This window comes from Bacillus velezensis (genome assembly GCF_001461825.1).
Lineage (GTDB): Bacteria > Bacillota > Bacilli > Bacillales > Bacillaceae > Bacillus > Bacillus velezensis.
The window spans coordinates 26,750-51,171 of the sequence record NZ_LLZC01000008.1; the positions used below are offsets into that span (position 1 = coordinate 26,750).

Below are 24,422 nucleotides of genomic sequence, written 5' to 3' on the forward strand. Positions count from 1 at the left end.
GCTGTCGCAACGGGGGTTGATCTGTTGAATGACAGCTTTAAAAAACACAAATGGCACAAACTGGGATTTGTGTTTCCGCATGATCACACCCGGTTCTATTGAAAAAAGAGGTGAACAGTGATGGATATTGCCCATATCGTGGCTGAAGATAAAATCAAGCGCGCCATTAAGGATGGAGAGTTCGCCGGCATCAAAGGAATGGGAAAGCCCCTGCCCAAAGACGATGCCGCACATCTTCCGGAATCGCTCAGAATGGGCTACCGCATATTAAAAAACGCCGGGATCGCCGAGGATGAGGGCGCGCTGAAGAAAGAGCTGATGACGCTCGATTATTTGATCTCCAAGTGCCGCAATGAACAGGAGCGGGATCACCTGCGGAACAAACGGACGGAAAAACAAGTCAGACTCGATAAACTGACAGAGGAGAAAGCCATGTTCTCAAAACCCGCATCTTCTCATTATAAGGAGAAAGTGTACAGACGGCTGGGCCGCCCGTAAGCCGGCTCTTTAGATTTTTTTCTGAAAAGGAATGTGCTCCATAAGGCGCGGGTAGGAAATGTGGAGCAGGCCGTTTACGCACTGCGCCTGTAACAGGTGGGGCTCAGCCGGTTCAGGAAGCTCAATCGTCTCATCGATTTCCCCGTAATACCGGTTTTGGCAGACGCCCATGTTCTTTGGAAAAAGGGGTGTGATGTTTCCTCTTATATGCAGCCGTGTTCTTGACAGCAGCCTCAATGTCAATTCTTCTTCGTAAACGCCGGGCATTTCCACAATGACAAATGTGTGCTGTTCATCCTGATAAATATCATAAGTCAGGGTGTTTTTTTGTAAGGAGAAAAAATCTTCGGGAGATTTCCGTTTCAGGACATTGGTCCAAAAGTCGCTGGGCTTGTGCTCGTTCGTAATCTCAAGCCACTTTCTCATTTTTTCGATATCCACTTCGGCAGAACCTCCCTATATTTGATTTGCGATCGGCATTGACGGGTTGGCGATCTGATCTTGGTCGCTCACGTCAGGGTCAAGATGGCCCGAATTCAAACATCCGGCGGCCGGAGAAAAATCCCCTAAAGAAAAGTTCGCGCCGACAAATTTGCTGTTGGCGGTGTGGCTGTTTTGTACGGTCTGACCGATATCGACGTTTCCGTTTTGCGTTGCTCCGTTTACTTTTATATTGACGACGTTAATTTGGTAAGGCATTCATAAAAACCCCTTTAATCTATAGTGGGCGGCACCGGCATAACATTTGCGGTATCTGCGGTTCCGATTTCTGTCTGGTCGTTGACATCAGGATCATTTAACAAGTTCTCCATCATCGATTCTATAGGTGACGTATCGCCGAATGAAGAGTTCAGTCCTTGTGATTTGTTATTTGTGGTGGGACTGTTGTATGCCGCTTCCCCAATCGTAATAGATCCGTTGCCAGAAATACTGTTAATCTTCAAATAGTACAGGTTGATAACAGTGGATGGCATCTCTTCACACCTCTTTAACTTAGTTGTACAGTACTGTATGCTTTTTGTGCTCCTGTTGTGAATTCCGCCCGGACATGTTCCCGATAAAACAAGAAGTCAAGGCCCGGTTCCGGCGGGGCTTTTTTTGTTTCAGGGTCTTTCGCAGTATATTTGTGATGAAAGCGCTATAAAAATAGATTGACGACATGTATATACATCATTACAATAGAGTCATAAACATGTATATACAAGTTTGTGAGACGAAATGAAAACGGTTACGGAGGGGTTGGCATGGGTGAGTTTAACCGGGCTGCGCGGCAGATCGCTGAAGCTGTCGGCGGAATCGAAAATATTGAGGCGGCGACTCATTGTGTGACGCGTTTGCGGTTTGCGTTAATAGATGAAACCAAAGTAAACCAAAAAATGCTTGATGCAATAGACATTGTCAAAGGATCTTTTGCAGTAAACGGGCAGTTTCAAGTCGTGATCGGGCAGGGGACGGTCAACAAAGTATATGCGGAATTAGTGAAGGAAACGGGGATGGGTGAAGCGTCCAAGGATGACGTGAAGAAGGCGGCAGCGCAAAAAATGAATCCTTTACAGCGTGCTGTGAAAACGCTTGCGGACATCTTTATTCCGATCTTGCCGGCGATCGTCACGGCCGGGCTGTTAATGGGTCTGAACAACATTTTAACGGCGGAAGGCATTTTCTACAGCGCCAAATCGATTGTCCAAGTATATCCGCAATGGGCGGATCTCGCCAATATGATTAATCTGATCGCGGGGACGGCTTTCGCTTTTCTGCCGGCTTTAATCGGCTGGTCGGCAGTGAAGCGGTTCGGAGGAAGCCCCCTTTTGGGCATCGTGCTCGGGCTGATGCTGGTGCATCCTGATCTGTTAAACGCATGGGGCTACGGGGCTGCCGAGCAGAGCGGCGATATTCCGGTGTGGAACCTGTTCGGCCTTGAGGTGCAGAAAGTCGGGTATCAAGGTCAGGTGCTCCCGATTCTGCTGGCGTCTTATTTACTTGCCAGGCTTGAGATCTTTTTGACGAAACGGACGCCGGAGGGCATTCAGCTGTTGGTCGTCGCGCCGGTGACGCTTTTGGTCATCGGTTTTCTATCCTTTGTCATCATCGGTCCGATTACCTTTGCGATCGGTAACGCGCTGACGGCGGGATTGATTGCCGTTTTCGGCCAATTCTCCGCCATCGGAGGCCTGCTGTACGGAGGGCTGTATTCGGCGCTTGTGATTACGGGGATGCACCATACGTTTCTCGCGGTCGATCTTCAATTAATCGGCTCAAAGCTCGGCGGCACATTTTTATGGCCGATGCTCGCATTGTCAAATATCGCTCAAGGATCGGCGGCTTTGGCCATGATGCTGATTACAAAAGATAAAAAACAGCGGGGGCTTTCACTGACGGCCGGCATTTCCGCATATTTGGGCATTACCGAACCGGCGATTTTCGGCGTGAATCTGCGTTACAAATTTCCGTTTGTGATCGCCATGATCAGTTCGGGAATCGCGGGGATGTTCATCTCCGTCAAAGGCGTTCTCGCAAGCTCGGTCGGAGTCGGCGGCGTGCCGGGGATCTTCTCCATTATGAGTCAGTACTGGGGTCCGTTTGCGATCGGAATGCTGATCGTGCTGATTCTCCCGTTTGCGGGAACATACGGGTATGCGCGGCTGAAACGGCAAAAATAGAAAACCTGCGGGGCGCCTTTTTATCAGGCTGTCCCTTTTCCCTTTCAATTCAAAACATTACAGGCGGTGAAGAAAAATGAAAACAGACAGCACACCATGGTGGAAAAAGGCAGCGGTATATCAAATTTATCCGAAGAGCTTTAATGATACGACGGGAAACGGGGTCGGTGATCTGAACGGTATTATCGAGAAGCTTGATTATTTGCAGAAGCTTTTGATTGATGTCATTTGGCTTACGCCGATTTACGATTCGCCGCAGAATGACAACGGTTATGACATTCGCGATTATTGCACCATTTATGAAGAATACGGAACGATGGAGGATTTTGAACGCCTTCTCGATGAAGCGCACAAAAGAGGAATCAAGGTCGTCATGGATCTTGTCGTAAACCATACATCAGTCGAGCATCGGTGGTTCAAAGAAGCGGTCTCGTCACCCGACAGTCCGTATCGGGATTTTTACATTTGGAAAGACGGAAAGGAAGACGGCCGGGCGCCGAACAACTGGGAATCAAAATTCGGCGGTTCCGCTTGGGAGCTCGACCCGGTGTCAGGCCAGCACTATCTGCATTTATTTGATGTGTCGCAGGCCGATTTGAACTGGGAAAATGAAGAGATGAGAAAACAGGTTTACGACATGATGCATTTTTGGTTCCGAAAAGGGATCGACGGCTTCCGGCTGGATGTGATCAACCTCATTTCTAAAGACCAATCGTTTCCTGATGCCGAGGAGGGGCGTGACGGGCGCCCTTATTATACGGACGGGCCGCGCGTGCACGAATTTCTCCATGAGATGAACCGGGAAGTGTTTTCGAAATATGACAGCATGACGGTCGGGGAAATGTCCTCGACAACGGCGGATCACTGCATCCGGTACACAAACCCTGAGAATAAAGAACTCGATATGACCTTTAACTTTCATCATTTAAAAGTGGATTATCCGAATGGTGAAAAATGGGCGCTCGCTCCGTTTGATTTTCTGAAGCTGAAACGGATTTTAGCGTTTTGGCAGACGGAGATGCAAAAAGGCGGAGGCTGGAATGCATTATTCTGGTGCAACCATGACCAGCCGCGGGCCGTATCCAGATACGGAGACGACGGCGTATACCGGACGAAATCAGCCAAAATGCTGGCGTCGGCCATTCATATGATGCAGGGCACGCCTTACATTTATCAAGGTGAGGAGATCGGCATGGGCAATCCGAAATTCGATGACATCGGCTCATACCGCGATGTCGAATCATTGAACATTTACAAAAAGATGAAGGAAGAAGGCGTGCCCGAAAATGACATTATCGCCATTTTAAAAGAGAAATCAAGAGACAATGCAAGAACCCCCATTCAGTGGAACAACGGGCCGCACGGCGGTTTCACGACGGGAACGCCTTGGATTCCGGCGGCGGATGATTATCGGGACATTAACGCGGAAGCGGCTTTGCGGGACCAAGATTCAATTTTCTACCATTATCAGAAGCTCATCAAGCTCAGAAAGGAATATGACATCGTGACTGAAGGAACGTTTGAGCTGCTTGCTGAAGACGATCCGGCGGTTCTGGCGTACGTCAGACACGGCAAAGATGAAAAACTGCTGTGCATCAACAACTTCTACGGGAAAGAAGCGGACTTTACGGTTCCGCTTAAAGACACGGACGGCTGGCGGTTTACGGTGCTGCTGACGAATGATGAACCGAGGGAAGGGCGGCCGGAACGATTGACGCTCCGTCCGTATGAATCGATCGTTTATCATCTGACAAAAGCGTGATACACTAATCTGGGTGGTCAAATGAAAGTGAATAAATACATCACAATCTATAAAGATATGGTGCGGCAGATCGAAAGCGGCCAGCGGAAGGCTGAAGACGTTCTTCCGTCTGAAAATGATTTGTGCGATCAATACGGCACATCACGAGAAACCGTCCGCAAAGCGCTCAATATGCTGGCGCAAAACGGCTACATCCAGAAAATCAAAGGCAAAGGTTCCGTCATATTAGACAGAGAAAAAATGCGTTTTCCCGTCTCAGGCCTGATCAGCTTCAAAGAGCTTTCGGAAACGCTCGGAAAAGAGACGAGAACGACGGTTCACCGTCTCGGGCTGATCCCGCCTCCCTCAGAAGCCGCAAAAGAGCTTGGTGCAGAAGCGGATGAAAAGGTGTGGGAAGTCGTCAGATCAAGACGGATTGACGGAGAACATATTATTTTGGACAAGGATTACTTTGTGAAAAAACACGTGCCTCTATTGACGAAGGCGATTTGCGAAGATTCGATCTATGAGTATCTCGAAGGAGAGCTCGGCTTGTCCATCAGCTACGCGCAAAAGGAAATTGTCGTGGAGCCGGCGGGGGAAGAGGACCGGAAGTATTTGGATCTCGGCGGATTCAGCCATATGGCGGTCGTGAAAAACCGCGTCTTTTTGGAGGATACCAGCCTCTTTCAGTACACGGAAAGCCGGCACAGGCTCGATAAATTCCGTTTCGTCGACTTTGCGAGAAGAGAAAAATAAAAACGGACTGCCGCGGCAGCCGTTTTTTTTGTCAGTATCAAAATGAATACTATCCAACAAAAATGTGCGTACTGGTACTTTCAAAAATAATGGCTACAATAGTACATAACGATTGAAAAGGAGAGATCATGAATGTCAGATAAAAAACAGCAGATCATCGAAGCGTATCAATTCAGACACGCCACAAAGGAATTTGATCCTGAGAAAAAAATTTCAGAAAGCGATTTTGAATTCATTTTAGAAACGGGAAGATTATCCCCAAGCTCACTCGGTTTGGAGCCTTGGAAATTTGTCGTCGTTCAAAATCCGGAGCTTCGTGAAAAACTCCGCGAGTTCACATGGGGCGCGCAAAAGCAGCTGCCGACCGCAAGTCATTTCGTACTTCTGCTTGCCCGGACGGCAAAGGATATCCGTTTTGACGCCGACTATGTCAAAAATCACTTGCGGGAAGTCAAAAAAATGCCGGAAGATATGTATGAAGGCTATATCAGCAAAACGGAAGACTTCCAGAAAAATGATTTCAATCTGCTTGAATCAGATCGCGCGCTGTTTGACTGGGCATCCAAACAGACTTACATCGCCCTCGGCAATATGATGACAGCCGCTGCGCAGATCGGAATCGACTCCTGCCCTGTAGAAGGCTTCAACTACAAAGAAATTCACCGGATTCTTGAAGAAGAAGGGCTTCTGGAAAACGGAAGTTTCGACATCTCTGTTATGGCCGCATTCGGCTACCGTGTCAGAGAACCGCGCCCGAAAACAAGATCTGCCTCAAAAGACGTTGTAAAGTGGGTATAAGATAAAAAAAGCTGCCGGGCGTGTCCCGGCAGCTTTTAACGTTTATTTGGTTTTGCTAAAAAACAGGCGGTGATCCAGGATGTAACGGGAATGATGATGCCGATCCCGATTCCGGCACAAAGAATGGTGACGGCTTCCGCACTGAATACTTTTGAGTTCACAATTTTTTCAGCTGAGTATGATAAGTCTTTAAACCAGATAATTAAAGCCAAATAGCTGCCGAAAAAAGCAAAGAATAACGTATTCGTATTCGTTCCTAAAATATCTCTCCCGATGCTTAATCCGAATGTGTACAGATCTTTTCTGCTCATGGACGGATTATGACTGTAAATTTCCCGCATGGGTGAAGTAATGGAAATCGCGACATCGGTAATCGCCCCTATCGTGCCCATGATGATCATGGCTGCGGTAACCTTCACAAAATCCACCCCGACAAACAGTGTGAATATGCCGATATCACCCAATTCTTCTTCACCGAATCCCTGAATCGAAGTATGTTTTGTTACAGACATAATAAAAAACAGCAGCAATGCAATCGTCAGCATTGCAGAAATAAAGGCGGTTACGGTTTTGACGTTTCCTCCATTAATATAAAAAAGAGTAATGCTGCAAATCACGGCGGAAGAGAGCAATGTTAAAATAATCGGATTGATATGCGGGTCTGTCATGAAAATAATGGTGAGAAAGAGAACACCGAAATTTAAGAATAACGCAATAAAAGACCTCGCTCCTTTTTTTCCGCCGATGATGACCATTAATAGAAATAAAATCGCCGCGAGAATTACGATGACATTCATGAGCTTGCCTTCTTTCGTTTAATAAAAAAGATAGAAGCATACAGACTGGCGGGTATGGCTAATACGATTCCGATCCCTCCGGCCAATGCTCTGGCTATTTCCAAGGAAATGTTCATAGAAAGAGTGAATCCTATCGGGGAATCATTTTTCAAATACAACAGCATCATCGGAATAGAGCCGCTTATATAAGCAAAAAACAGAATGTTGGTCATCGCCCCCATGATGTCTTTTCCGATCTCCATCCCGGAACGTCTGAGAGCTTGTAATGAGATATCCTTGTTTTCTTCATATAAACCGAAGACAGATGACGTCATGGTAATGGCTACATCCATGACCGCTCCCAGTGATCCGATAAATACCCCGGCCATGAACACCGTGTGATAAGGGCGGGTTAAATACTGCATTTCCTCATATCTGAGACCTTTCTCTCCGGTTGCCAGCATTACCAGATACGTAATCAGCAGGGAAACGAAAGTGCCTGCGAGTGTCGCGGCAATGGCGGCGTATGTTTTCGCGTGAAAACCGCTGACAAGCAGCAATGAGATGACAGTAAAGATGAGAATACAGATACCGCAGATGAAAATTAACCCTATATTAGGATGCTTCCTGTACAAATCTAATGCAAACGACAGTAAAACGGCGTTAAACATCAGGCTGACGATCGAAAAGAAGCCTTGTTTTTTGCCGACGATAAGCAAGGTGAAGATGAAAACCCAAGCGATCAGCAAAAGCTGTTTATCCCGTTTTTTATCTATAATGCTTCCCGATATATCTTTGTTTGATGGTTTCCCTTTATCAATAGAAACGAATACTTCATCGCCAATCGAATATTTCTGATCGTTCGCTCCGGATGATGAATACTGATTGGACAAATGAATGAGCTGTCCTTTCTGACTGCCGTTTTCAAGTCTGGCAGTGATCGTCTGATTGAAAATCTTATCTTTGTTTTTATGCATGTCTTGTACGTCAGACTGATGTTCCAATGTTGTTTTCGTCACTTTGGCAATCGGGCGCTCATAAAAAGAAGCGTTGTGAGTGACGAAAATGAGCGAGCTGATAAAACAGAGCGCTGTTATCACGTAAAACAGCTTTTTCTTGTAAGACATGCGGTTTCGGTTGTTTCCTGTTATCTTCAAAAAAAGTCCTCCAAACAGGCGGCGCCGTGTGAAAGAGAGGCCCTGCCGTGAAGTGTTAAACGATGCGGATGCAGTCTTTCGCGAATAACGTTCATATTTTATCACTCGGCCGTACGGCTGTCGACTCAGAGGGGGACCGAGAGAAAAAGCTCCCCTGAAATCAGATCAGGAGAGCTCTTGGGATGAACCGCCCGATAAAAGCGGTCTTTTTATGCTTCGTTCACTTTTTTTGCTTTTCTTCTTTGATACAGATACAGTGCGGTTCCGAGCGCGCTGATGAGAAAGCCGGCAAGAAGGATGGAATACATCGTTGTGGCCGTATCAGGAAGCAGGCCGCCCGGCGATACCCCGTCCTGCGCAGGGCCGGATGACGGTTTTTGTCCGCTTGGCTGCTTTCCGGAGCCGTGATCTCCGCTTGTCGGCGGCGCGCTCTTCGTGTTTGCGTTTAATATGGTGTATTCACTGAAATGATTTGTATAGCCCGTGACGAGATCGTGTGAAACCGAACCGTTGTCTGTTTTTGTATAGACGTTCTTTTTCCGGTCTACATGGTAAATGCCCGGCTGTTTCGCCTTTTTCGTATTATCAATGCGCAGGATGAGCTTTACCGGCGCTTTGAATGTTTTGATGTCTTTGTTTTTCTGCTTCATTGTAAAGTCGTATACATTTGAAAGCGCCCCGCTTACTTTTCCTTTCGGCGTCACGCCGAATCGTGTATCAGCTGAAGCAGCGTTTGCCATCGGCATTTTCATGCTGAACTTGTCATGCAGGATCGTAAGGGAAGAATCCGATGTTCTGTCCTTTAACAGGCCGATTTGTTTTTTTGTCACGCTGAGATCAATCGGCTTTTTGGCGCCGTCATTCTTATCGTAATACACGATCGGCGTGTTGGCGTTTTTGGCATAGACGGCAAATGCGCTGTCATCTTCAAGCGTCCACGAGCCGTTTTTTTGTTTCGTCGGCAGGTACACCTCCTGCGCGCGGCCGTCAACTTTCGGTTCCACCGCTTTTCCCGCTTTTTCAAGCTGCTCGGTGAAGACCTCATAGTCGACAAAGCCAAGGTCTTCTTTATGGGACGCTTCGTTAAAGACGGAATATCCGTCTCCGCCTTCACCGACAAAGTTACTGGTGGCGACTCTGTATGTCTTCTTATCAGAAATCGGCTTTACGCTGCCGTCATCCTGTACGGCCGCAGCTTGAAGAACGCGGTGTCCCGGCTTTTTATTCAGTGTAAACGTGTATGTTAAACCGGCAACTTGAGGGAAGGCGCCGCCTTGAGCCTCAATTCCGCTTAATCCTTGTTCCAAGGCTTGTTTGATCTGTTTTCCGGTTAAATCCGCGACGTAAAGCGTGTTGCCGAACGGCATCACATTCAGCACATCGCCGAGTGTGATGTCTCCTTTATCAATGCCCGCTCGGATGCCGCCCCCGTTTGTGATCGCGATTTGGGCGCCGGCCGCTTCCTTCGCTTTTTGCAGCATGCCGTCTGCGATGAAGTTTCCGAGATTGGTTTCTTTGGAGCGGACATGCTCGCGCTGGCCGTCAAGTGCGACCTTCGTTGAGCCGACTTTTTCATTTTTGACTGAGACGAGCTCTTTTTTAAACGGATCAAGCTCTTTTTTCAGATCCGGGTCTTCTTTCGTCTGCTCGTTCACCGGCAGCGCCTGAAGAGAGGATTGTTCCGGCAGAACGACGCCGTTTTTGTCAAATGCGACATCGACACGGCCTAAATATTCGCCGTATTCCTTTGCCTGGGCGACGATGGTCGGCTCTTCGTTTTTGACAACTTCCATTTTATCTACAAGCGTATGCGTATGTCCGCCGACGATCAAGTCGATGCCTTTTACCTTTTTGGCGAGATCGAGATCACGCTGATGCCCGATATGGGTCAGGGCGATAATTTTATTGACATGTTCCTTATTCTGTATTTCTTTTACCGTATCTTGTGCGGATTGGAAGGCATCATGAAAGACAATGCTTTTTCCCGGGCTTGATGTGACGGACGTATCTTCTGTCGTTAAGCCGAATACGGCGACTTTTTCTCCGTTTACATCAAGCAGAATGTATGGATAGATGCCTGCTTTTTTCTTTTTCCCTGCCGTAAATGTGTCTGCTTTTTTCATGAATGGTCTGAGTTTTGACTCTTTGGACACATCGACATTTGAGCTGACGAGCGGAAAGTCAGGCGCTTGAAAATTGTATTTTCCGGACGGATCAGCCGCGCTCCCGTTACCGCTCAGGAAGCTGGCGAGAGCACCCGGACCTTTATCAAACTCATGATTTCCGAAGGTCATTGCGTCGTAGCCCATGCTGTTCATCAATTTTAAATCAGCCAGCCCCTGCCACTTTGTGAAATAGAGATCGCCTGAGAAAACGTCTCCCGCATCCAGTAAAATGCTGCGGTCGGTTTCGCTTCTGATTTCTTTGATTTTCGTCATCCGCCTCGCCGCGTTATCAAGGTGGGCGTGCGTGTCGTTTGTATGCATAACGGTGAGTTTCCATGCATCATCTTTCGGCGGCTTTGTGCCCGGTTCATCATCTTTGAATTGGAGCTTGTACTGTCCGTAGCCCGCGTTTTGTGATTCACCGATATAGGCGACGTCATCTGCGCGGTCGGCAAACGGCTTTGCAGCCAAGGAAGATTCAAATGTCAGGTTTGTCCCTTTGACCGGAAGGATGGACCAGTTATGATCAGCCTGCGGATTAATCGTTTTCTGCTGGATGATGTAATCCATTAAGACCTGCCTGTTCTCATCGGCAGAAGAGTATACGATTTTATCATTGCTTAAGTGAGGGAATCCTCCGCCGCCTGAAGCGCGGTAATTATTTGTGACGATCAGAAATTCCTGCTTGGCGCTGACGGGCTTTCCTTGATAAGAAAGGTTGACGATCCGGCTTGCATCGGGATGAATGACTGTTCCGTTTTCGTTGTATTTCGCCGGTTTTGTGACATCGACCTGATAGGTGACACCGTCAATGACATCAAAATTGTATGAGCGGTAGGCGTCATTTAAAAGCGCTTGGCTGCCGCCTTTTGCCTGATCGATCTGATTAAATTGCCCCGCGGACATTTCGAGCCAGTCTTTCACTTCGCTTCCGTTCAGCTTGACGATCTGAACCGTGTTGTCATACAGGTACAAATCGCCGATGTTTTTGATGGCGAGGTCGCCAGCGGAAATGTTTGTATAGTAATTTGAGCCGTTCCGCCCGCCGGCTTTAAACGGAGCGCCCGCCGAGAGGATTGGCAGATCTTTGTATTCCGTATCCTTCATCTTATTTTCGGCGTACCATTTTTGCGCATCCGTTACGATTTGAATGGACGGATCATCTTTGACTTGGGCGAAGAAACTGTTGATATCGGCTTTTGTCTGGCCGACGGGTTCTCTGATGTATTTCAAAGTGCCTTCGTGCGCTTTTTTGACGGTATTGACGACGGTTTCGTTTTCCGACGTCACATTGCCGGCAATCGGCTCGATGCTGCCTTTTGCATCTTCCACATGCCACACGCTGTCTGTTTTTTCAAGCCGGAGGTCGATGACGCCGGCATATTTGCCCCAGCTGCTTGACATGACAACGGGGATGCCGTTAATCGTGCCTTTATCGACGTCGAATTGATCAGCGCCTTTGTATTCGGCATCAGGGAAAAGCCCGTGCTGATGGCCGGATACGATCGCGTCAATTCCGCCGACTTTCGTTGCCAGGTCAAAAACGGCGTTTTCCGCTCCGGAAGACTGCGCTTTTTTTTCGATGCCGCTGTGGGCGAGGGCGATGACGATATCGGCTCCTTCAGCTTTCATTTTCGGAACGGTTTTCTTTGCGGATTCCACAATGTCTTCGACCTGAACGCGGCCTTCGAGATTTTTCTTATCCCACGTCATGATTTGGGGAGGAACAAAGCCGATGTAGCCGACTTTTATCTGATGCTTGCCGCCGTTTTCATCCGTGACGGTTTTGTCTTTTATGACATAAGGCGTATAACGGTTTTCGCCGCTTAATGTTTTCACATTGGCGTTAACGATCGGATAATCAGCGCCTTTGATTGTCCCGTCGAGAAATTCAAGCCCGTAATTAAATTCATGATTGCCGAGTGTTCCTGCGTCATAATGCAGACTGTTCATCACTTCAATGATCGGATGGGTCTTTGCGCCTGAAATGATATCATTTTTCTCATATTTTACGGCGTATTCTCCGAGGGGATTCCCCTGAATCAGGTCTCCGTTATCGACAAGCAGCGTATTCGGGTTTTCGCGCCTGTGCTTCTCAATAAGCTGAGCCGTTCTGGCCAGCCCGAATTCCGTTGTCGGTTTGTCGCTGTAGTAATCGTAGTCCATCATGTTAGCGTGAACGTCAGTTGTGGCTAAAATGCTGAGATTCACACTGGAGGATTTGTTTTCTTCTGCTTTAATGGGTGATGTTGGGAGGATTAGACTAAGTATCATAACTAGGGGCAGCAGAATACGGAGTGTCATATTGACGCTGCATCGTCTTTTCTGTATTCTCACCTGTTCTCCACCTTTCAACAAATTTTGTCATGCAGTACCATTGTAAGAATATTTTGTGAAAGTTCATATAGATTTCATGATGATTCTTGTAAAAAGATGAAAAATGAGGATAATGACCTATGTAAAACGGATGAGCGGCAAACGCGTTACCTATGTTTGATGTTAGTGTGGCTGGGGTACATGGATTTATGTAGACTTCATCAAGCAGGAGGTAGTAACTATGGGTAAAAAAATTGCAGTTGTATTAACGGATTATTTTGAGGATGTCGAGTATACTGAACCTGCGAAAGCTTTTAAAGATGCGGGTCATGAATTAACCGTAATTGAACAGGAAAAAGGAAAAACAGTCAAAGGCAAACAAGGGGAAGCGGAAGTGAAAGTGGACGCGTCCATCGATGATGTGAATTCTAAAGACTTTGACGCATTGCTGATCCCGGGCGGATTCTCTCCTGACATGCTGCGTGCGGATGACCGTTTCGTCCAATTTGCCAAAGCGTTCATGGATGATAAAAAACCGGTGTTCGCCATCTGCCACGGACCTCAGCTTCTCATCAACGCGAAAGCATTGGACGGGCGCAAAGCGACAGGGTTTACTTCAATCCGAATCGACATGGAAAACGCGGGCGCGAATGTTGTGGATGAAGAAGTCGTCGTCTGCCAGAACCAGCTGGTCACAAGCCGCACACCGGATGACATTCCGGCATTCAACCGCGAATCATTAAAACTGCTTGCGTAATATAAAAGCGGAGCGCCGTATCAGGCGTTCCGCTTTTTTTGTGAAGATTCCCGGATGACCAGCTCAGGCGCCAGAATAATGCGTTGTTTTTTGTGCTGGGAACTGGTAATTTTATGATGCAGCAATTGAGCCGCTTCTTTTCCCGACTGCCGCGGAAAGGAAGAAACGGTTGTAAGCGGGGGATAAGAAATTTCAGCTTCCGGCACGTTATCAAAGCCGATAATGTCAATATCTTCGCCCGGAACGAGCCCGGCTTTTCTGATCCCTTGCATGACGCCGAACGCGACCAAATCACTGAAGCAGAAAATCGCGGTCGGGCGCTCAGACCGGCGGAGGAGCTCCGTCACGGCTTCACAGCCTGCTTCGCGGGTCGGCGCGCTGTCAATGACATAGTCATTTTTTACTTCCAGATCCGCTTCACGGAGCGCTTTTTTAAACCCTTTCATACGCTTCGTCCATGTTGATGAGTGCTTCACGCCGCCCAGAAACGCAATCTCCTGATGGCCTTTCTCAATGAAATGACGCACTGCCTTATAGGTGCCTTCCTCATAATCGGCTCCGACAAAATCACAATCTGCATCGGCAATCTCCCTGACGGCGAGCACGACCGGAATGTCAAGCTGCTCGAGGCGGGAAAGGGTTTCCTCAGCCGTACCTGAAACCGGACACAAAATCAATCCGCCGACCCTGTGCTCCAGCATGGTCGAGATCAGCTGCTCCTGCTTGGCGACGGAATCAAATGTCGTGCCTAACAGCACCGTTAATCCGACTTCCTCAAGCGTATTCTGAACGCCGATCAGAAACTCTGAGAAAAACGTATTGGAAATGTCAGTAATAATCAATCCTACCGTTGTGGACGTCTGTGATCGTAAATTCGCGGCGACCCGATCATATACGTACCCCAGCTCCCGCATGGATTGCAGCACTTTCTCACGGGTCGCTTCGGAAATTCGCGGATTGTTGCGGACGATTAATGAAGCGGTGGATGTTGAGACGCCGGCATGTTCAGCGACCTGCTGCAATGTCACCCGGCGTTTTTTTTGCTGTTTCATACGTCGCATTCCTCACTTGGTTTTTATTCGTTACATCCATTATAAGCGTTTTGGCGCATGAGAAGAAAGAGAGAGGGGAGAAAATGACAAAGCGCCGGAAGACGGAGTGTCCTTCGGCGCTTCTATTACAATAGGTTATTCAAACATTTGCTCTTTAATATACTGAACCGGCATTTCACGGCCTGTCCAATATTCAAACGCCATGGCGCCCTGCCAAAGCATCATGCCGAGGCCGTTAATGGTGTTGCAGCCGGCCGCTTGAGCTTGTTCAAGCAATTTCGACGTAACGGGGTTGTAAACGACGTCTGTCACAATCAAATCAGGACGGAGCATGGATGTATCTTCAATGACGCTCAAGCCTTCAAGCGGTTTCATGCCGACACCCGTTCCGTTTGTGAAAATATCGCTTGAAGCGATTTCAGCACGCAGCGCATCTTGATCTTCGAGCGGGAAGACTTTCGCTTTACAAGAAGATCCCTTCATTTCTTCATTGATAATGCGGACGTTTTCTTCCGCTTTTTCGAAAAACGCGTCATTACGGGCGAAAATAGAGATTTCTCCGAGGCCTTCCAATGCGGATTGAATCGCTATCGGAGTGGCGGCCCCGCCGGAACCGACCAGCGTCATTTTTTTGCCTGTGATATCGATGCCGTGTTCTTTTAAGTTGCGGACGTATCCCATACCGTCAGTCGAGTGTCCGATCAGTCTGCCGTTTTCATTAACGACTGTATTCACCGCGCCGGTGAATTTCGCTGAATCCGCGAGTTCATCGAGGTAAGGGAGAATGTTCATCTTGTTCGGCATCGAGACATTGAATCCTCTGACGTTTAAGGCGCGCATTCCCGTTACCACATCTTCCAGCTGTTCATTGCCGACTTCAAACGCGAGGTAAGCGTAGTTCAAACCTAATTTTTTAAACGCCAGGTTGTGCATCGCCGGAGATAAAGAGTGTCCGATCGGTGTCGCGAATAATCCGATAAGCTGAGTTTTTCCGTTAATCCGTCCTAAATCTTTCTTCATGATGTATTCCTCCGTTAGTCCATTCATTTGTTTTTCATCCCGCTTTGAGGGCAGAAAAACGCTGATTACATATGTTTATTTAAAATGCTGAGTACGCTGCGCAATTCTTCAACGGGAATCTGTCCGGGCGCTGATGCTTCTTTGCCCGCTCCGAACGTGCACGCTGACCCGAAGACTTCGCCGGCCAGGCGGCTGATCAGGCCTGTCCCCGCCATTGACATCGTGATGATCGGCCGGTCTGCGTATTGTGTTTTCATCGTGTGAGTGGCATCCAATAAGACGAAAACATCTTCAGTGCTTTGCGGCATCACCGCAATTTTCGGAATGTGCGCGCCGTACGCCTGCATGTTCCGCAGCCGGGAAATGATTTCTTCTTTTTTCGGTGTCTGATGAAAATCATGATTGGACATGACGACATATACGCCGTTATCTTCAGCGGTTTTCACAATTGATTTGACTTCCGCTTCTCCCGTAAACAACTCAACGTCTGCAAGGTCAATATGTTTTGTTTCGATGGCGGTTTTAAGCAATTCAATGTAAAAGCGGTCATCAATAACTTTATTTCCGCCTTCTTTATGGGTTCTGAATGTGAAAAGCAGCGGTGTTGCGCCTGCGGCTTTCCGCAGCTTTTCAAGCATGCCTTTTACGGCATCCAGGCTGTCAACATGCTCGTACACATCCGCCCGCCACTCAATGATATCCGGGCGAAGCCTGTTGACGGCTTCCGTTTCTTCGAGCAGTTCTTTCTCTCCGGCCGCCATCAGCGGCACAATGATCTTCGGAAGCCCTTCGCCGATGACCGTGTTTCTGATCGTGATAGATTGCATGATAAATCCTCTCCCTTAAAAAATAGTCAGGCTTTCATCACTTGCTTAAAGCGGATTCCGATAAACAATGCGAGAAGGGCGCTGACGGCCGCAATTCCGATATCAAGCAGAAAAACAGGCGTCAGGCCGGCCGCTTTGGATATCGCTCCCGTTACAAGCGGAATGACAATAAAAGATAAGCTTGATGCTATATTAACAAAAGATGTGATCGTACCTTTATTTTTAGGGAATAAAACAGCCATAACCGTCATCGCCAATTGCAGAATGCCCGCAGTTGAAAGTCCGATGACAAAGGAGCTGATGACTGATACGGCCGGCTGATGAATGAAAATCAGAGCAAGCAGCGCGATTGCCGCGATCACAGGGTACAGCACCATTACCGTAATCGGCTGAATCACTCTGTTTAACAGCACAGCCAGCAATAATACGGATACAAGCGCCCCGATGCTGTAATAGCTCAACAATTTGACGGCCTGCACCTCAGGCATGCCCAAAACGGTTTGCCCGAACTTAGGAAGCCATACTTGAACGAGCATAAACAGCGCCGTAGATGAAAAGCCTAACAGAATGATCGCAAGGCCTTCACGCCATATCGACGGCTGTGATGTGAACGCGCCATCAGACGGAGAGGCTTCCGTCCGGCCGCCGTCTTCTTTTTGCTTATGATTCGGAAACGGAACTTTTAACAGGAAAAAGCCGTTCAGGAAGAAAATAATGCCCGGTACGAAAAACGTCCAGCCGTAAAACAAATGCCTGTCCGCAATAAACGCGATAAAAAACGGAAGCACCGTCGCGCCGATGGATACAAACGCTTTGATTAACACGGTTGCAGAGCTTGCGTTTTTCGGAAATCCTTCAATAAGCGCCGGATATGTCCCGGAATCCAAAAAGGAATTGGCGATCCCGGCGAAAATGGCGAAGATAAACGCGGCTGTATAGTTTGTCGAAAGCGGAATTCCGATTAGGAAAATCAGATACAGAAAGGCGCCCGATACGATAAACGGCCGTCTCCCGAATGTATCCGAAAGCTTCCCGGCAAACAGAAGCGAAATCAGCTTCCCGATTCCGATGGCGGAGACCAAATAGCTGACCCCGGCTGCGGATGTATGAAGCTGTTTTGATAATGCCTCCATATTGGATGCGATAATAATATTGATCATGCCCAGCAGGAAATAGTTAATATAAAGACCCGCTGCCATTTTGGTGTATATGTTTTTCATGATGACATCCCCTAATGCGGTTAATAAAGAATTAAATTATTTTTTAAATTGATAAAAGAACAGCACGATTCCCCTTTATTGAACCACTGCCTTTCTTTGAAAACTGTTTGATAAAACGGTTGCAAAACAAACTTGAATAACGCTGAGATCACAATGAGTATATCGTTCTACTAAATAAAAAAAGATAAGCGGCCCGCTCATTTAGTATATCGTTCTACCAAGTTCACAGTTACTATACTCCTTCTTTTTATATGTGTCAAACCGATGAACTTTTTTTACTTTTTAAAATCAAAAAAAGACCTGCCGTTTTTCGGCAGGTCTGACATGGGTTTATTTTCTGAGAGAGGCGAGCTCCTCGGCAATGGCCTGCATTTCACTCGGGCTGAATGATGTTTTTTTCATGACCATTTGATGAAGGTATGTAAGATCTTCTATTTTTTCATCACTGAAATCTTCCGCTCTGATGACGCCGACATTGAGCATGTTGAGCTTTTGCGAAATGTCTTCAATCATTTTGTTTAACGTTTCTGTTTGTTGGCTCGGCAAATTCATGCATCCTTTCATGACCGTTTTCGTATCCTTTATTCTAACAGAATTCATTTAGAATAAAAGCTTATTTCCACAGCCGCAGAAAAGTTGCTAAGATGATGATAAGGTTTTTGATCCTCAAAATGCGGGGAAAGAATAGGGAGGTTATCGATATGATACATGTTCTGTTTGTCTGTCTGGGAAATATTTGCCGGTCGCCTATGGCAGAGGCGGTATTTTCTGATATGGTGAAGAAAAACGGGCTGAACGGGCAGATTAACATTGATTCAGCGGGAATCGGCGCCTGGCATGCGGGAAATCCGCCGCATGAAGGGACAAAGGAGATCCTGAAGAAGAAAGGGATCAGCGCAAGCGGCATCACGGCGAGGCAGGTGCGTGAGTCTGATCTGACCGATTTTGATTACGTCATTGCGATGGATGCAGAAAATATCGGACATCTGCGCAGCATGGCAGGTTATAAAAAAGCGGCGCCGCGTATTGCAAGGCTGCTTGATTATGTACCGGAGTCGGACCTTGCGGACGTGCCCGATCCGTATTATACCGGGAATTTCAGCGAGGTGTACGCTTTGGTCGAATCCGGGTGCCGTCATTTGCTGGAGACAATAAAGAAAGACCATCATTTATAAGGGGGATTGACCGATGAAGCAGGCACGCATCATGGCAAAAGCGATTCTGATCGGCGCTGCCGCCGGCGGAGCACTGTCCTTATTACATAAGCCGACGAGAGAGGCATGTTTCCGCAACATGGACGCGTGCAGGCGCCGTGCGGCATTTTACCGGAAACATCCTGAAGCCCTGAAACAGCAGGCTTCTGCAAAACTGGATCAAGTGAAAATCATCGCCAATACCGTATCGGAAGATCTGGTTTTTTTAAACGGGCAGATCACCAAGCTGAAGCAGACGACGCCGCAGGTCATTGACCTGTTAAAAGAAACGAAGGAGCATTTTTCGAAAAACGATCATTGAGGTGGGATGTCATGAGTTTTATAAAGGAGCTGTTTGCAAGGTTTTCTCTGCATGAAGGACAAAGTAAATCGGCGGAGCTGGCGTATTTTTTCCTGCTGTCATTGTTTCCGTTGATGATTTTCATGCTGACGCTCACCGCCTATCTTCCCATATCTGCAGAAGACGTGCTCGGGGCGGTCGATCAATACGCGCCCGACAGCGCCATGTCCATGGTGAAATCCATTACGGAGCAAACGCTGAACAAGCGCAGCGGCGGACTTTTGTCATTCGGGATTATCGCCGTCATCTGGTCGGCTTCGAATGGTATGAACGCGATTGTCAGAGCATTTAACCATGCCTACGAAGTCGAGGAAAACCGCTCATTTATCATCATTCGCCTGACCTCAATTTTTTTAACCATCGCGATGGTGGTTACGATTTTAATCGCATTGCTTCTGCCGGTGTTCGGCAGAGAAATCGGAATGCTGGCCGCAGATTTCATCGGCGCCTCCGGCCTGTTTTTGCAGGTATGGTCGGTTGTCCGCTGGGGTATCAGTCCGCTTATCCTTTTAATCGTGTTTACCGCGCTTTACATTTTCGCGCCGAATAAAAGGCTTTCTCTCCGTTTTGTGCTGCCGGGAGCCGTATTCGCGGCAGCCGGCTGGATTATCGTCAGTATGCTGTTCTCATTTTACGTCGGCACCTTTGCCAACTACAGCGCCACATACGGGAGCATCGGGGGAATTATCGTCCTTATGATCTGGTTTTATCTTACGGGAACACTGCTGATTTTAGGAGGAGAAATCAACGCGCTTTTACATAAACGTAAAAAGCTTCCTGATGAAAATCCGTACCGCGGGAGCAAGCTATAGAGGAACGGATGACGTTCAAGCTGAAAAACGGAGGGGAATCGATTATGACCAAGCATACGAAAAAAGGCGGAAGCCATAATAAACAAAACTCAAAAAACGGCCCGAAGAATAAAACAAGCGGAAGCGCTAACGGGCAGAACGGATACCACTAGAAAGAAGCCGCCTGACTCAGATCAGGCGGCTTTTTTATGAGGCCGGAAAAGAATGGGATTCGGATGCGGGACTGTGCTTTGTTTTCCCGAAGACGAGCGCAAGCCAAATACAGACCAGAATCACCGTAATAAAGTAAAACAAGTTGGCGCTTTCAAACCGCTGCATATACCAGCCGCCCGCCACCGGGCCGATCATGCTGCCGAGGCTGAAGGAAATGCCGCAGAGCAGATTGCCCGCCGGCAGCAGATGGGACGGCAGCAGGTCGCTCATATAGCTGATGCCGAGGGAAAACATACTGCCGACCGCCATTCCCGCCGTGAAAAAGCAGCAGCCGATGACAGAAGGCGACGAAAACAGTCCGGCCGTCAAAAAGCAAAGGGCACCCGTTAATAAGATGACGAGCAGGACACGTTTTCTCCCGAATCGATCGCTTAATAAACCGAGAGGGAACTGGAATACAATACTTCCGATAGCAAAAGCGGGCAATATCAGCGCGACGGCATCAACGGATATGCCTAAACGCAGGGCGTACACGGGAAAGCTTCCGTTCAGCGCCGTTTCTAAAAAACCGTACCCGAAAGCCGGGAGAAAAGCGACCCAGCCGAAAAGAAGAGCGCGGTAAAACCGTTTTGCGCTGTTATCCCCGGATGTTTCATCCGGACCTTGCGCCGGGTACTCGTTACGTAAGACAAACACAAACAGCCAGGCGGCAAGACTGATACAGCCGGATACGATAAACGGAAGGGACGGACTTGTTTTCACAAGAGGGACCATGAACGGGCCGACAGCGAATCCAAGCCCGAAGGACAGTCCGTACAGCGAAATGTTTCTTCCTCTGTTTCGGGGCGTTGACTTTGACGTCACCCACGTTTGGGTTGAAAAATGCAGCATATGATCCCCGATTCCGATAAGCAGCCGCAGAAAAAACCATAACCATATGGATTGAAGCCAAATAAAACTGAATAAGCTGATGATAACAAGAAATCCGCCCATGACCATCAGAGGTTTGAATCCGAGCTTGCGCAGCGGGGCCTCCATAAACGGCGACGCCAGAAGCACACCGATATAAAGGCCGGTTGCGTGAAGTCCGTTTATGGCTGCGGATTCTCCGTTCGTTTCAAAAATGACGGAGATCACCGGCAGAAGCATGCCTTGGGAAAATCCGGAGATGGAAACAAGCAGAACCAAAATAAAGAAGTACAGTCGTGACATCGCGTATTTCTCCTTCTTCAGTATCTTTCTTGATCGTACACGGATTTGTCGCGTCCGGCAACCTGAAAATGCCAATTCGGGCTGCCGCGGAAGTGTAATTGAGGGAGTTTTTGAGAAGGATATAAAAAGACTCATTCGAAAAAAGGAGCCAGGCAGATATGAATCGGATTTTTTTCTTTACGGCTGCGGCGGGAGTGCCGCTTTCAGTCATCGGCGGCCTGATGCACTGGCCGTCAGCGGTTTTGTTTATTATTTATTGCTTGACGATTATTGCGCTTGCAAGTTATATGGGGAGAGCGACCGAATCTCTTGCCATTATCGCGGGACCGCGGATCGGCGGTCTGCTGAATGCCACGTTCGGCAATGCGGTAGAGCTGATTATATCGCTTTTTGCCTTAAAAGAAGGGCTGACGGGCATCGTGCTTGCTTCACTGACCGGTTCGGTGCTCGGCAATCTTCTGCTCGTCGCGGGACTGTCGTTTTTTATCGGCGGTTTGAAATACAAGCGGCAGGAATTCAATATTCATGATGCCCGTCATAATTCTGGCCTGCTGATTTTTGCCATTATCGTAGCTTTTGTCATTCCCGAAGTGTTTTCCATGGATATGGGGGAAAAAAACAAGCTTGATTTGAGTGTCGGCATCAGCATCATCATGATCCTTTTGTACGTGGCAGCTCTTTATTTCAAGCTCGTCACCCACCGCGGTGTTTATCAGCCGAATCAGCCGGAGGCAAAGGAAGAAGAGGAGCAGCCTGAGTGGTCGGGGAAAAGAGCGACAGCCGTCTTATTTATTTCAACCATTATCGTCGCCTACATATCTGAAAACCTTGTCCATACGTTTCATGCGGTGGCTGAACAGTTCGGCTGGAGCGAGCTGTTTATCGGAGTGATTATCGTCGCAATCGTCGGAAATGCCGCAGAGCATGCGTCGGCGATTATTATGGCGTACAAAGACAAAATGGATGTCGCCGTTGAAATCGCGGTAGGCTCGACTTTGCAGATCGCCATGTTTGTGGCCCCGGTTCTTGTGATCTGTTCTATCTTTTTTCCGGTCAATATGCCGCTTGTATTCACATTGCCCGAGCTTGTCGCGATGATATCATCCGTCCTTTTGATGACGATGATTTCAAATGACGGTGATTCGAACTGGTTTGAGGGGGCTACGCTCCTTGCCGCTTATGTCATTATGGCGATCGGATTTTTCCTGCTTTAACCTGTAAAAAATGCGGATAACAACGATTGCGGAGGAAAAGACTAAAGGAAAATGCTATAGAAAGAGTGATATGATGAGAAAGCTGTTTCATGCCACACTGATTCTGCTGTTATCCTTTAGTTTTTTCGCAACGCCGTCTGCCGGTGCAAAGAAACCGTTTAAAGTTCCCAACTCTGTCGTAAGCATTTCAAAGGAAAATACGTATCCGAATGCCTCACAGGACCAGCCGATGCTTCAGCCGAGCAAACTGGCAAAGGAATTGTTAGATACATCAGAGATCAATATCGAAAATCCGCATCTGATAAAGATGCTGAATGAATCCTCGGTTTCCGGTTCACCGCTTGCCATCGGATACCGGGCGACAATATTTCTCGGGAAATGGGCGCTCGGCTATCAATCGAACGAAACGGTCGCCAACTGGGAATATAAAAAAATCAACACGAACAGAGCGGATAACCGGGGCGGACAGCAAACCGCGGTTATCTCATACGCCCAAGAACAGCAATACAAAATCAAAGGCGGGCTCACAGCGAAGGTGCCGAACGCAGAAGACGTAAAAAGCATGATGATGCAAAAAGCGATGAAGAAAACAAAACTGCCGCTCGCGTTTGAAACGGTTATCGGCGCAGGCACAAAACGCGATCAAACCTACAAAATTTCTCCGCAGCGGCTCGGCTACCTGCACGCCTACGCTCCGGCCGTTAATGAAAAAGGAAAAGTAACATACGGTGAAGTGTATTTGGTGCTGAAAGGCAGCAAGCGGAAACTTGTCGTCAAAAATGTGACTTCGCAAGGAATCGGGGCTTGGATTCCGGTGCAGGATCATGTCACATTCGGTTTTCAAACGACAGCGCAGCCGAGATAAATAAAAAAAGCTGATTCCGGTTCGGGAATCAGCTTTTTTGTGTGTGATACATTTCCTCAAGCAATTGCACATTGTTGTTGTACAGCTCCCGGGCAAGAACGCGTCTCACCGCAAGGCTCGCCGAGAAGTATTCTGTGTCTTGAACCATGCCTTTGACGGTAAATTCTATGCCTCTGGTTAATTTGTTCAGACTCATAATTCCATGCACTTGAAACGGTTCCGTCGCATTGAGAAATTCATCCCGTTTCAATGAATCGCGAAGCTCATCATTGAGCATGTCACACGCTTTTTCTAAGATGGCATATACCCGTTCAGGATCTTCCTTGTAACTGATCACGACGGACTCGGTAATCCGCATATAATCAATGTTATAGTTTTGAAGCTGTCTGACCTCACCGTTAGATATGGTAAGCAGCTTGCCGGTCCACTCACGGATCTGGAGGGAACGGAGTCCGATTTCTTCCACTGTGCCGTTGAACAGATTGTTAATCGTCACGTAATCGCCTTTATGCAGCTGGCGTTCATATATTAAAAAGATACCGGCCAAAATGTCCTTGATTAACGACTGGGCGCCGAAACCGATGACGATACCGGCAACGCCCGCCCCGGCTAAAATTCGGCCGAAATCATGAACAAATAAAGAAATGACGTAAAAGATAAAACCGATCGTCGCCGTATACTGGGTGATGGACCGGACGAGGCTCTCAATCGTCTTCCCTTTCCGTTCCTCTAAGAAATCCGTGCGTTTAAATAACACCTGGACAAAGCGGTTGATCAGAAAAACACCGGCGTAAAGCACGAGAGCGACGATGATGATCTCAACCACTTTGCTTTTCAAAATGTCCGTAATTGTCGTTTCCATCTTC

General features: G+C 47.8%; 25 protein-coding genes. 12 read left to right on the forward strand and 13 right to left on the reverse strand.

All coding sequences use genetic code 11. From position 1 onward, the window contains the following. Positions 1-120: 120 nt before the first annotated feature. On the forward strand, positions 121-498 hold the full coding sequence (locus AR442_RS03510; RefSeq protein WP_014417184.1) for a DnaJ family domain-containing protein: 378 nt from the start codon (positions 121-123) through the stop codon (positions 496-498). A 9-nt stretch (positions 499-507) separates the two neighbouring features. Here the strand turns inward: AR442_RS03510 and AR442_RS03515 are convergent, their stop codons facing one another. From AR442_RS03515 to AR442_RS03525, 3 genes are read right to left on the reverse strand one after another with little or no spacing between them, the layout of a single operon-like run. Further along, entirely contained in the window at positions 508-939 is a 432-nt protein-coding gene (locus AR442_RS03515; RefSeq protein ID WP_003155596.1) for an Hsp20/alpha crystallin family protein, read from the reverse strand. 15 nt (positions 940-954) lie between these two features. After that, positions 955-1,197: a spore germination protein gene (locus AR442_RS03520; protein WP_003155595.1), complete on the reverse strand. Its 243-nt coding sequence runs from the start codon at positions 1,195-1,197 to the stop codon at positions 955-957. A 14-nt stretch (positions 1,198-1,211) separates the two neighbouring features. Continuing rightward, the gene (locus AR442_RS03525) at positions 1,212-1,472 is read right to left on the reverse strand and encodes a spore germination protein (protein ID WP_014417185.1); all 261 of its coding nucleotides are present in this window, start codon (positions 1,470-1,472) and stop codon (positions 1,212-1,214) included. Positions 1,473-1,742: 270 nt separating this feature from the next. On the opposite strand from AR442_RS03525, the gene treP reads away from it, so the two are divergent. The 4 genes from treP (at position 1,743) to AR442_RS03545 (ending at position 6,456) form a co-directional block, all read left to right on the forward strand. Further along, positions 1,743-3,158, forward strand: coding sequence for a PTS system trehalose-specific EIIBC component (gene treP / locus AR442_RS03530; RefSeq protein ID WP_014417186.1), 1,416 nt, complete (start codon positions 1,743-1,745; stop codon positions 3,156-3,158). A 76-nt stretch (positions 3,159-3,234) separates the two neighbouring features. Then, positions 3,235-4,920, forward strand: coding sequence for an alpha,alpha-phosphotrehalase (treC, locus tag AR442_RS03535; protein ID WP_053285225.1), 1,686 nt, complete (start codon positions 3,235-3,237; stop codon positions 4,918-4,920). A gap of 21 nt (positions 4,921-4,941) precedes the next feature. Continuing rightward, positions 4,942-5,658: a trehalose operon repressor gene (treR, locus tag AR442_RS03540; RefSeq protein WP_022552749.1), complete on the forward strand. Its 717-nt coding sequence runs from the start codon at positions 4,942-4,944 to the stop codon at positions 5,656-5,658. Positions 5,659-5,790: 132 nt separating this feature from the next. Further along, positions 5,791-6,456, forward strand: a complete 666-nt coding sequence (locus AR442_RS03545; protein ID WP_003155588.1) for an NAD(P)H-dependent oxidoreductase — start codon at positions 5,791-5,793, stop codon at positions 6,454-6,456. 35 nt (positions 6,457-6,491) lie between these two features. Here AR442_RS03545 and AR442_RS03550 read toward each other — a convergent pair whose 3' ends face one another. The 3 genes from AR442_RS03550 to AR442_RS03560 all read right to left on the reverse strand — a co-directional run bounded on the left by AR442_RS03550 (position 6,492) and on the right by AR442_RS03560 (position 12,891). Beyond that, a complete protein-coding gene (locus AR442_RS03550; protein WP_022552750.1) occupies positions 6,492-7,253 on the reverse strand; it encodes a YibE/F family protein in 762 nt (253 codons plus the stop codon). Beyond that, complete coding sequence (locus AR442_RS03555) at positions 7,250-8,389, reverse strand: YibE/F family protein (RefSeq protein ID WP_053285224.1); 1,140 nt, start codon at positions 8,387-8,389, stop codon at positions 7,250-7,252. The genes AR442_RS03550 and AR442_RS03555 overlap by 4 nt, the downstream gene beginning before the upstream one ends. A 209-nt stretch (positions 8,390-8,598) precedes the next feature. Beyond that, positions 8,599-12,891 carry a multifunctional 2',3'-cyclic-nucleotide 2'-phosphodiesterase/3'-nucleotidase/5'-nucleotidase gene (locus AR442_RS03560; protein WP_101560368.1) on the reverse strand — a complete coding sequence of 1,431 codons (4,293 nt, stop codon included), beginning with the start codon at positions 12,889-12,891 and terminating at the stop codon, positions 8,599-8,601. A 220-nt stretch (positions 12,892-13,111) separates the two neighbouring features. Between AR442_RS03560 and AR442_RS03565 the strand changes: the two genes are divergently transcribed. Next, the gene (locus AR442_RS03565) at positions 13,112-13,627 is read left to right on the forward strand and encodes a type 1 glutamine amidotransferase domain-containing protein (protein WP_029974046.1); all 516 of its coding nucleotides are present in this window, start codon (positions 13,112-13,114) and stop codon (positions 13,625-13,627) included. A gap of 20 nt (positions 13,628-13,647) precedes the next feature. On the opposite strand, the gene AR442_RS03570 is transcribed toward AR442_RS03565, so the two are convergent. The 5 genes from AR442_RS03570 to AR442_RS03590 all read right to left on the reverse strand — a co-directional run bounded on the left by AR442_RS03570 (position 13,648) and on the right by AR442_RS03590 (position 18,292). Further along, positions 13,648-14,679: a LacI family DNA-binding transcriptional regulator gene (locus AR442_RS03570; RefSeq protein ID WP_029974043.1), complete on the reverse strand. Its 1,032-nt coding sequence runs from the start codon at positions 14,677-14,679 to the stop codon at positions 13,648-13,650. Positions 14,680-14,814: 135 nt separating this feature from the next. Beyond that, positions 14,815-15,699, reverse strand: a complete 885-nt coding sequence (locus AR442_RS03575) for a shikimate dehydrogenase (RefSeq protein ID WP_007408504.1) — start codon at positions 15,697-15,699, stop codon at positions 14,815-14,817. 65 nt (positions 15,700-15,764) lie between these two features. Next, entirely contained in the window at positions 15,765-16,526 is a 762-nt protein-coding gene (gene aroD / locus AR442_RS03580; protein ID WP_053285223.1) for a type I 3-dehydroquinate dehydratase, read from the reverse strand. Positions 16,527-16,552: 26 nt separating this feature from the next. Next, positions 16,553-17,746, reverse strand: a complete 1,194-nt coding sequence (locus AR442_RS03585; RefSeq protein ID WP_021493871.1) for an MFS transporter — start codon at positions 17,744-17,746, stop codon at positions 16,553-16,555. A 330-nt stretch (positions 17,747-18,076) separates the two neighbouring features. Beyond that, positions 18,077-18,292 carry a DUF1128 domain-containing protein gene (locus tag AR442_RS03590; protein WP_012117077.1) on the reverse strand — a complete coding sequence of 72 codons (216 nt, stop codon included), beginning with the start codon at positions 18,290-18,292 and terminating at the stop codon, positions 18,077-18,079. Positions 18,293-18,447: 155 nt separating this feature from the next. On the opposite strand from AR442_RS03590, the gene AR442_RS03595 reads away from it, so the two are divergent. From AR442_RS03595 to AR442_RS20425, 4 genes are read left to right on the forward strand one after another with little or no spacing between them, the layout of a single operon-like run. Then, positions 18,448-18,921, forward strand: a complete 474-nt coding sequence (locus tag AR442_RS03595) for a low molecular weight protein-tyrosine-phosphatase (RefSeq protein WP_012117078.1) — start codon at positions 18,448-18,450, stop codon at positions 18,919-18,921. Positions 18,922-18,934: 13 nt separating this feature from the next. Beyond that, positions 18,935-19,261 carry a hypothetical protein gene (locus tag AR442_RS03600; RefSeq protein WP_053285222.1) on the forward strand — a complete coding sequence of 109 codons (327 nt, stop codon included), beginning with the start codon at positions 18,935-18,937 and terminating at the stop codon, positions 19,259-19,261. Positions 19,262-19,272: 11 nt separating this feature from the next. Next, positions 19,273-20,112 (forward strand): YihY family inner membrane protein, encoded by an 840-nt coding sequence (locus tag AR442_RS03605; RefSeq protein ID WP_007408509.1) that lies wholly within the window; start codon positions 19,273-19,275, stop codon positions 20,110-20,112. Positions 20,113-20,120: 8 nt separating this feature from the next. Then, positions 20,121-20,264: a hypothetical protein gene (locus AR442_RS20425; protein ID WP_017419116.1), complete on the forward strand. Its 144-nt coding sequence runs from the start codon at positions 20,121-20,123 to the stop codon at positions 20,262-20,264. Between the two features lie 34 nt (positions 20,265-20,298). On the opposite strand, the gene AR442_RS03610 is transcribed toward AR442_RS20425, so the two are convergent. Beyond that, positions 20,299-21,477, reverse strand: a complete 1,179-nt coding sequence (locus tag AR442_RS03610) for an MFS transporter (RefSeq protein WP_038461290.1) — start codon at positions 21,475-21,477, stop codon at positions 20,299-20,301. A 158-nt stretch (positions 21,478-21,635) separates the two neighbouring features. On the opposite strand from AR442_RS03610, the gene cax reads away from it, so the two are divergent. Continuing rightward, positions 21,636-22,691, forward strand: coding sequence for a calcium/proton exchanger (gene cax / locus AR442_RS03615; protein WP_007408511.1), 1,056 nt, complete (start codon positions 21,636-21,638; stop codon positions 22,689-22,691). A 70-nt stretch (positions 22,692-22,761) separates the two neighbouring features. After that, complete coding sequence (locus AR442_RS03620) at positions 22,762-23,556, forward strand: YfkD famly protein (protein WP_088056277.1); 795 nt, start codon at positions 22,762-22,764, stop codon at positions 23,554-23,556. A 28-nt stretch (positions 23,557-23,584) separates the two neighbouring features. Here AR442_RS03620 and AR442_RS03625 read toward each other — a convergent pair whose 3' ends face one another. Next, positions 23,585-24,418: a mechanosensitive ion channel family protein gene (locus AR442_RS03625; protein WP_014417200.1), complete on the reverse strand. Its 834-nt coding sequence runs from the start codon at positions 24,416-24,418 to the stop codon at positions 23,585-23,587. Between the last annotated feature and the right edge of the window lie 4 nt (positions 24,419-24,422).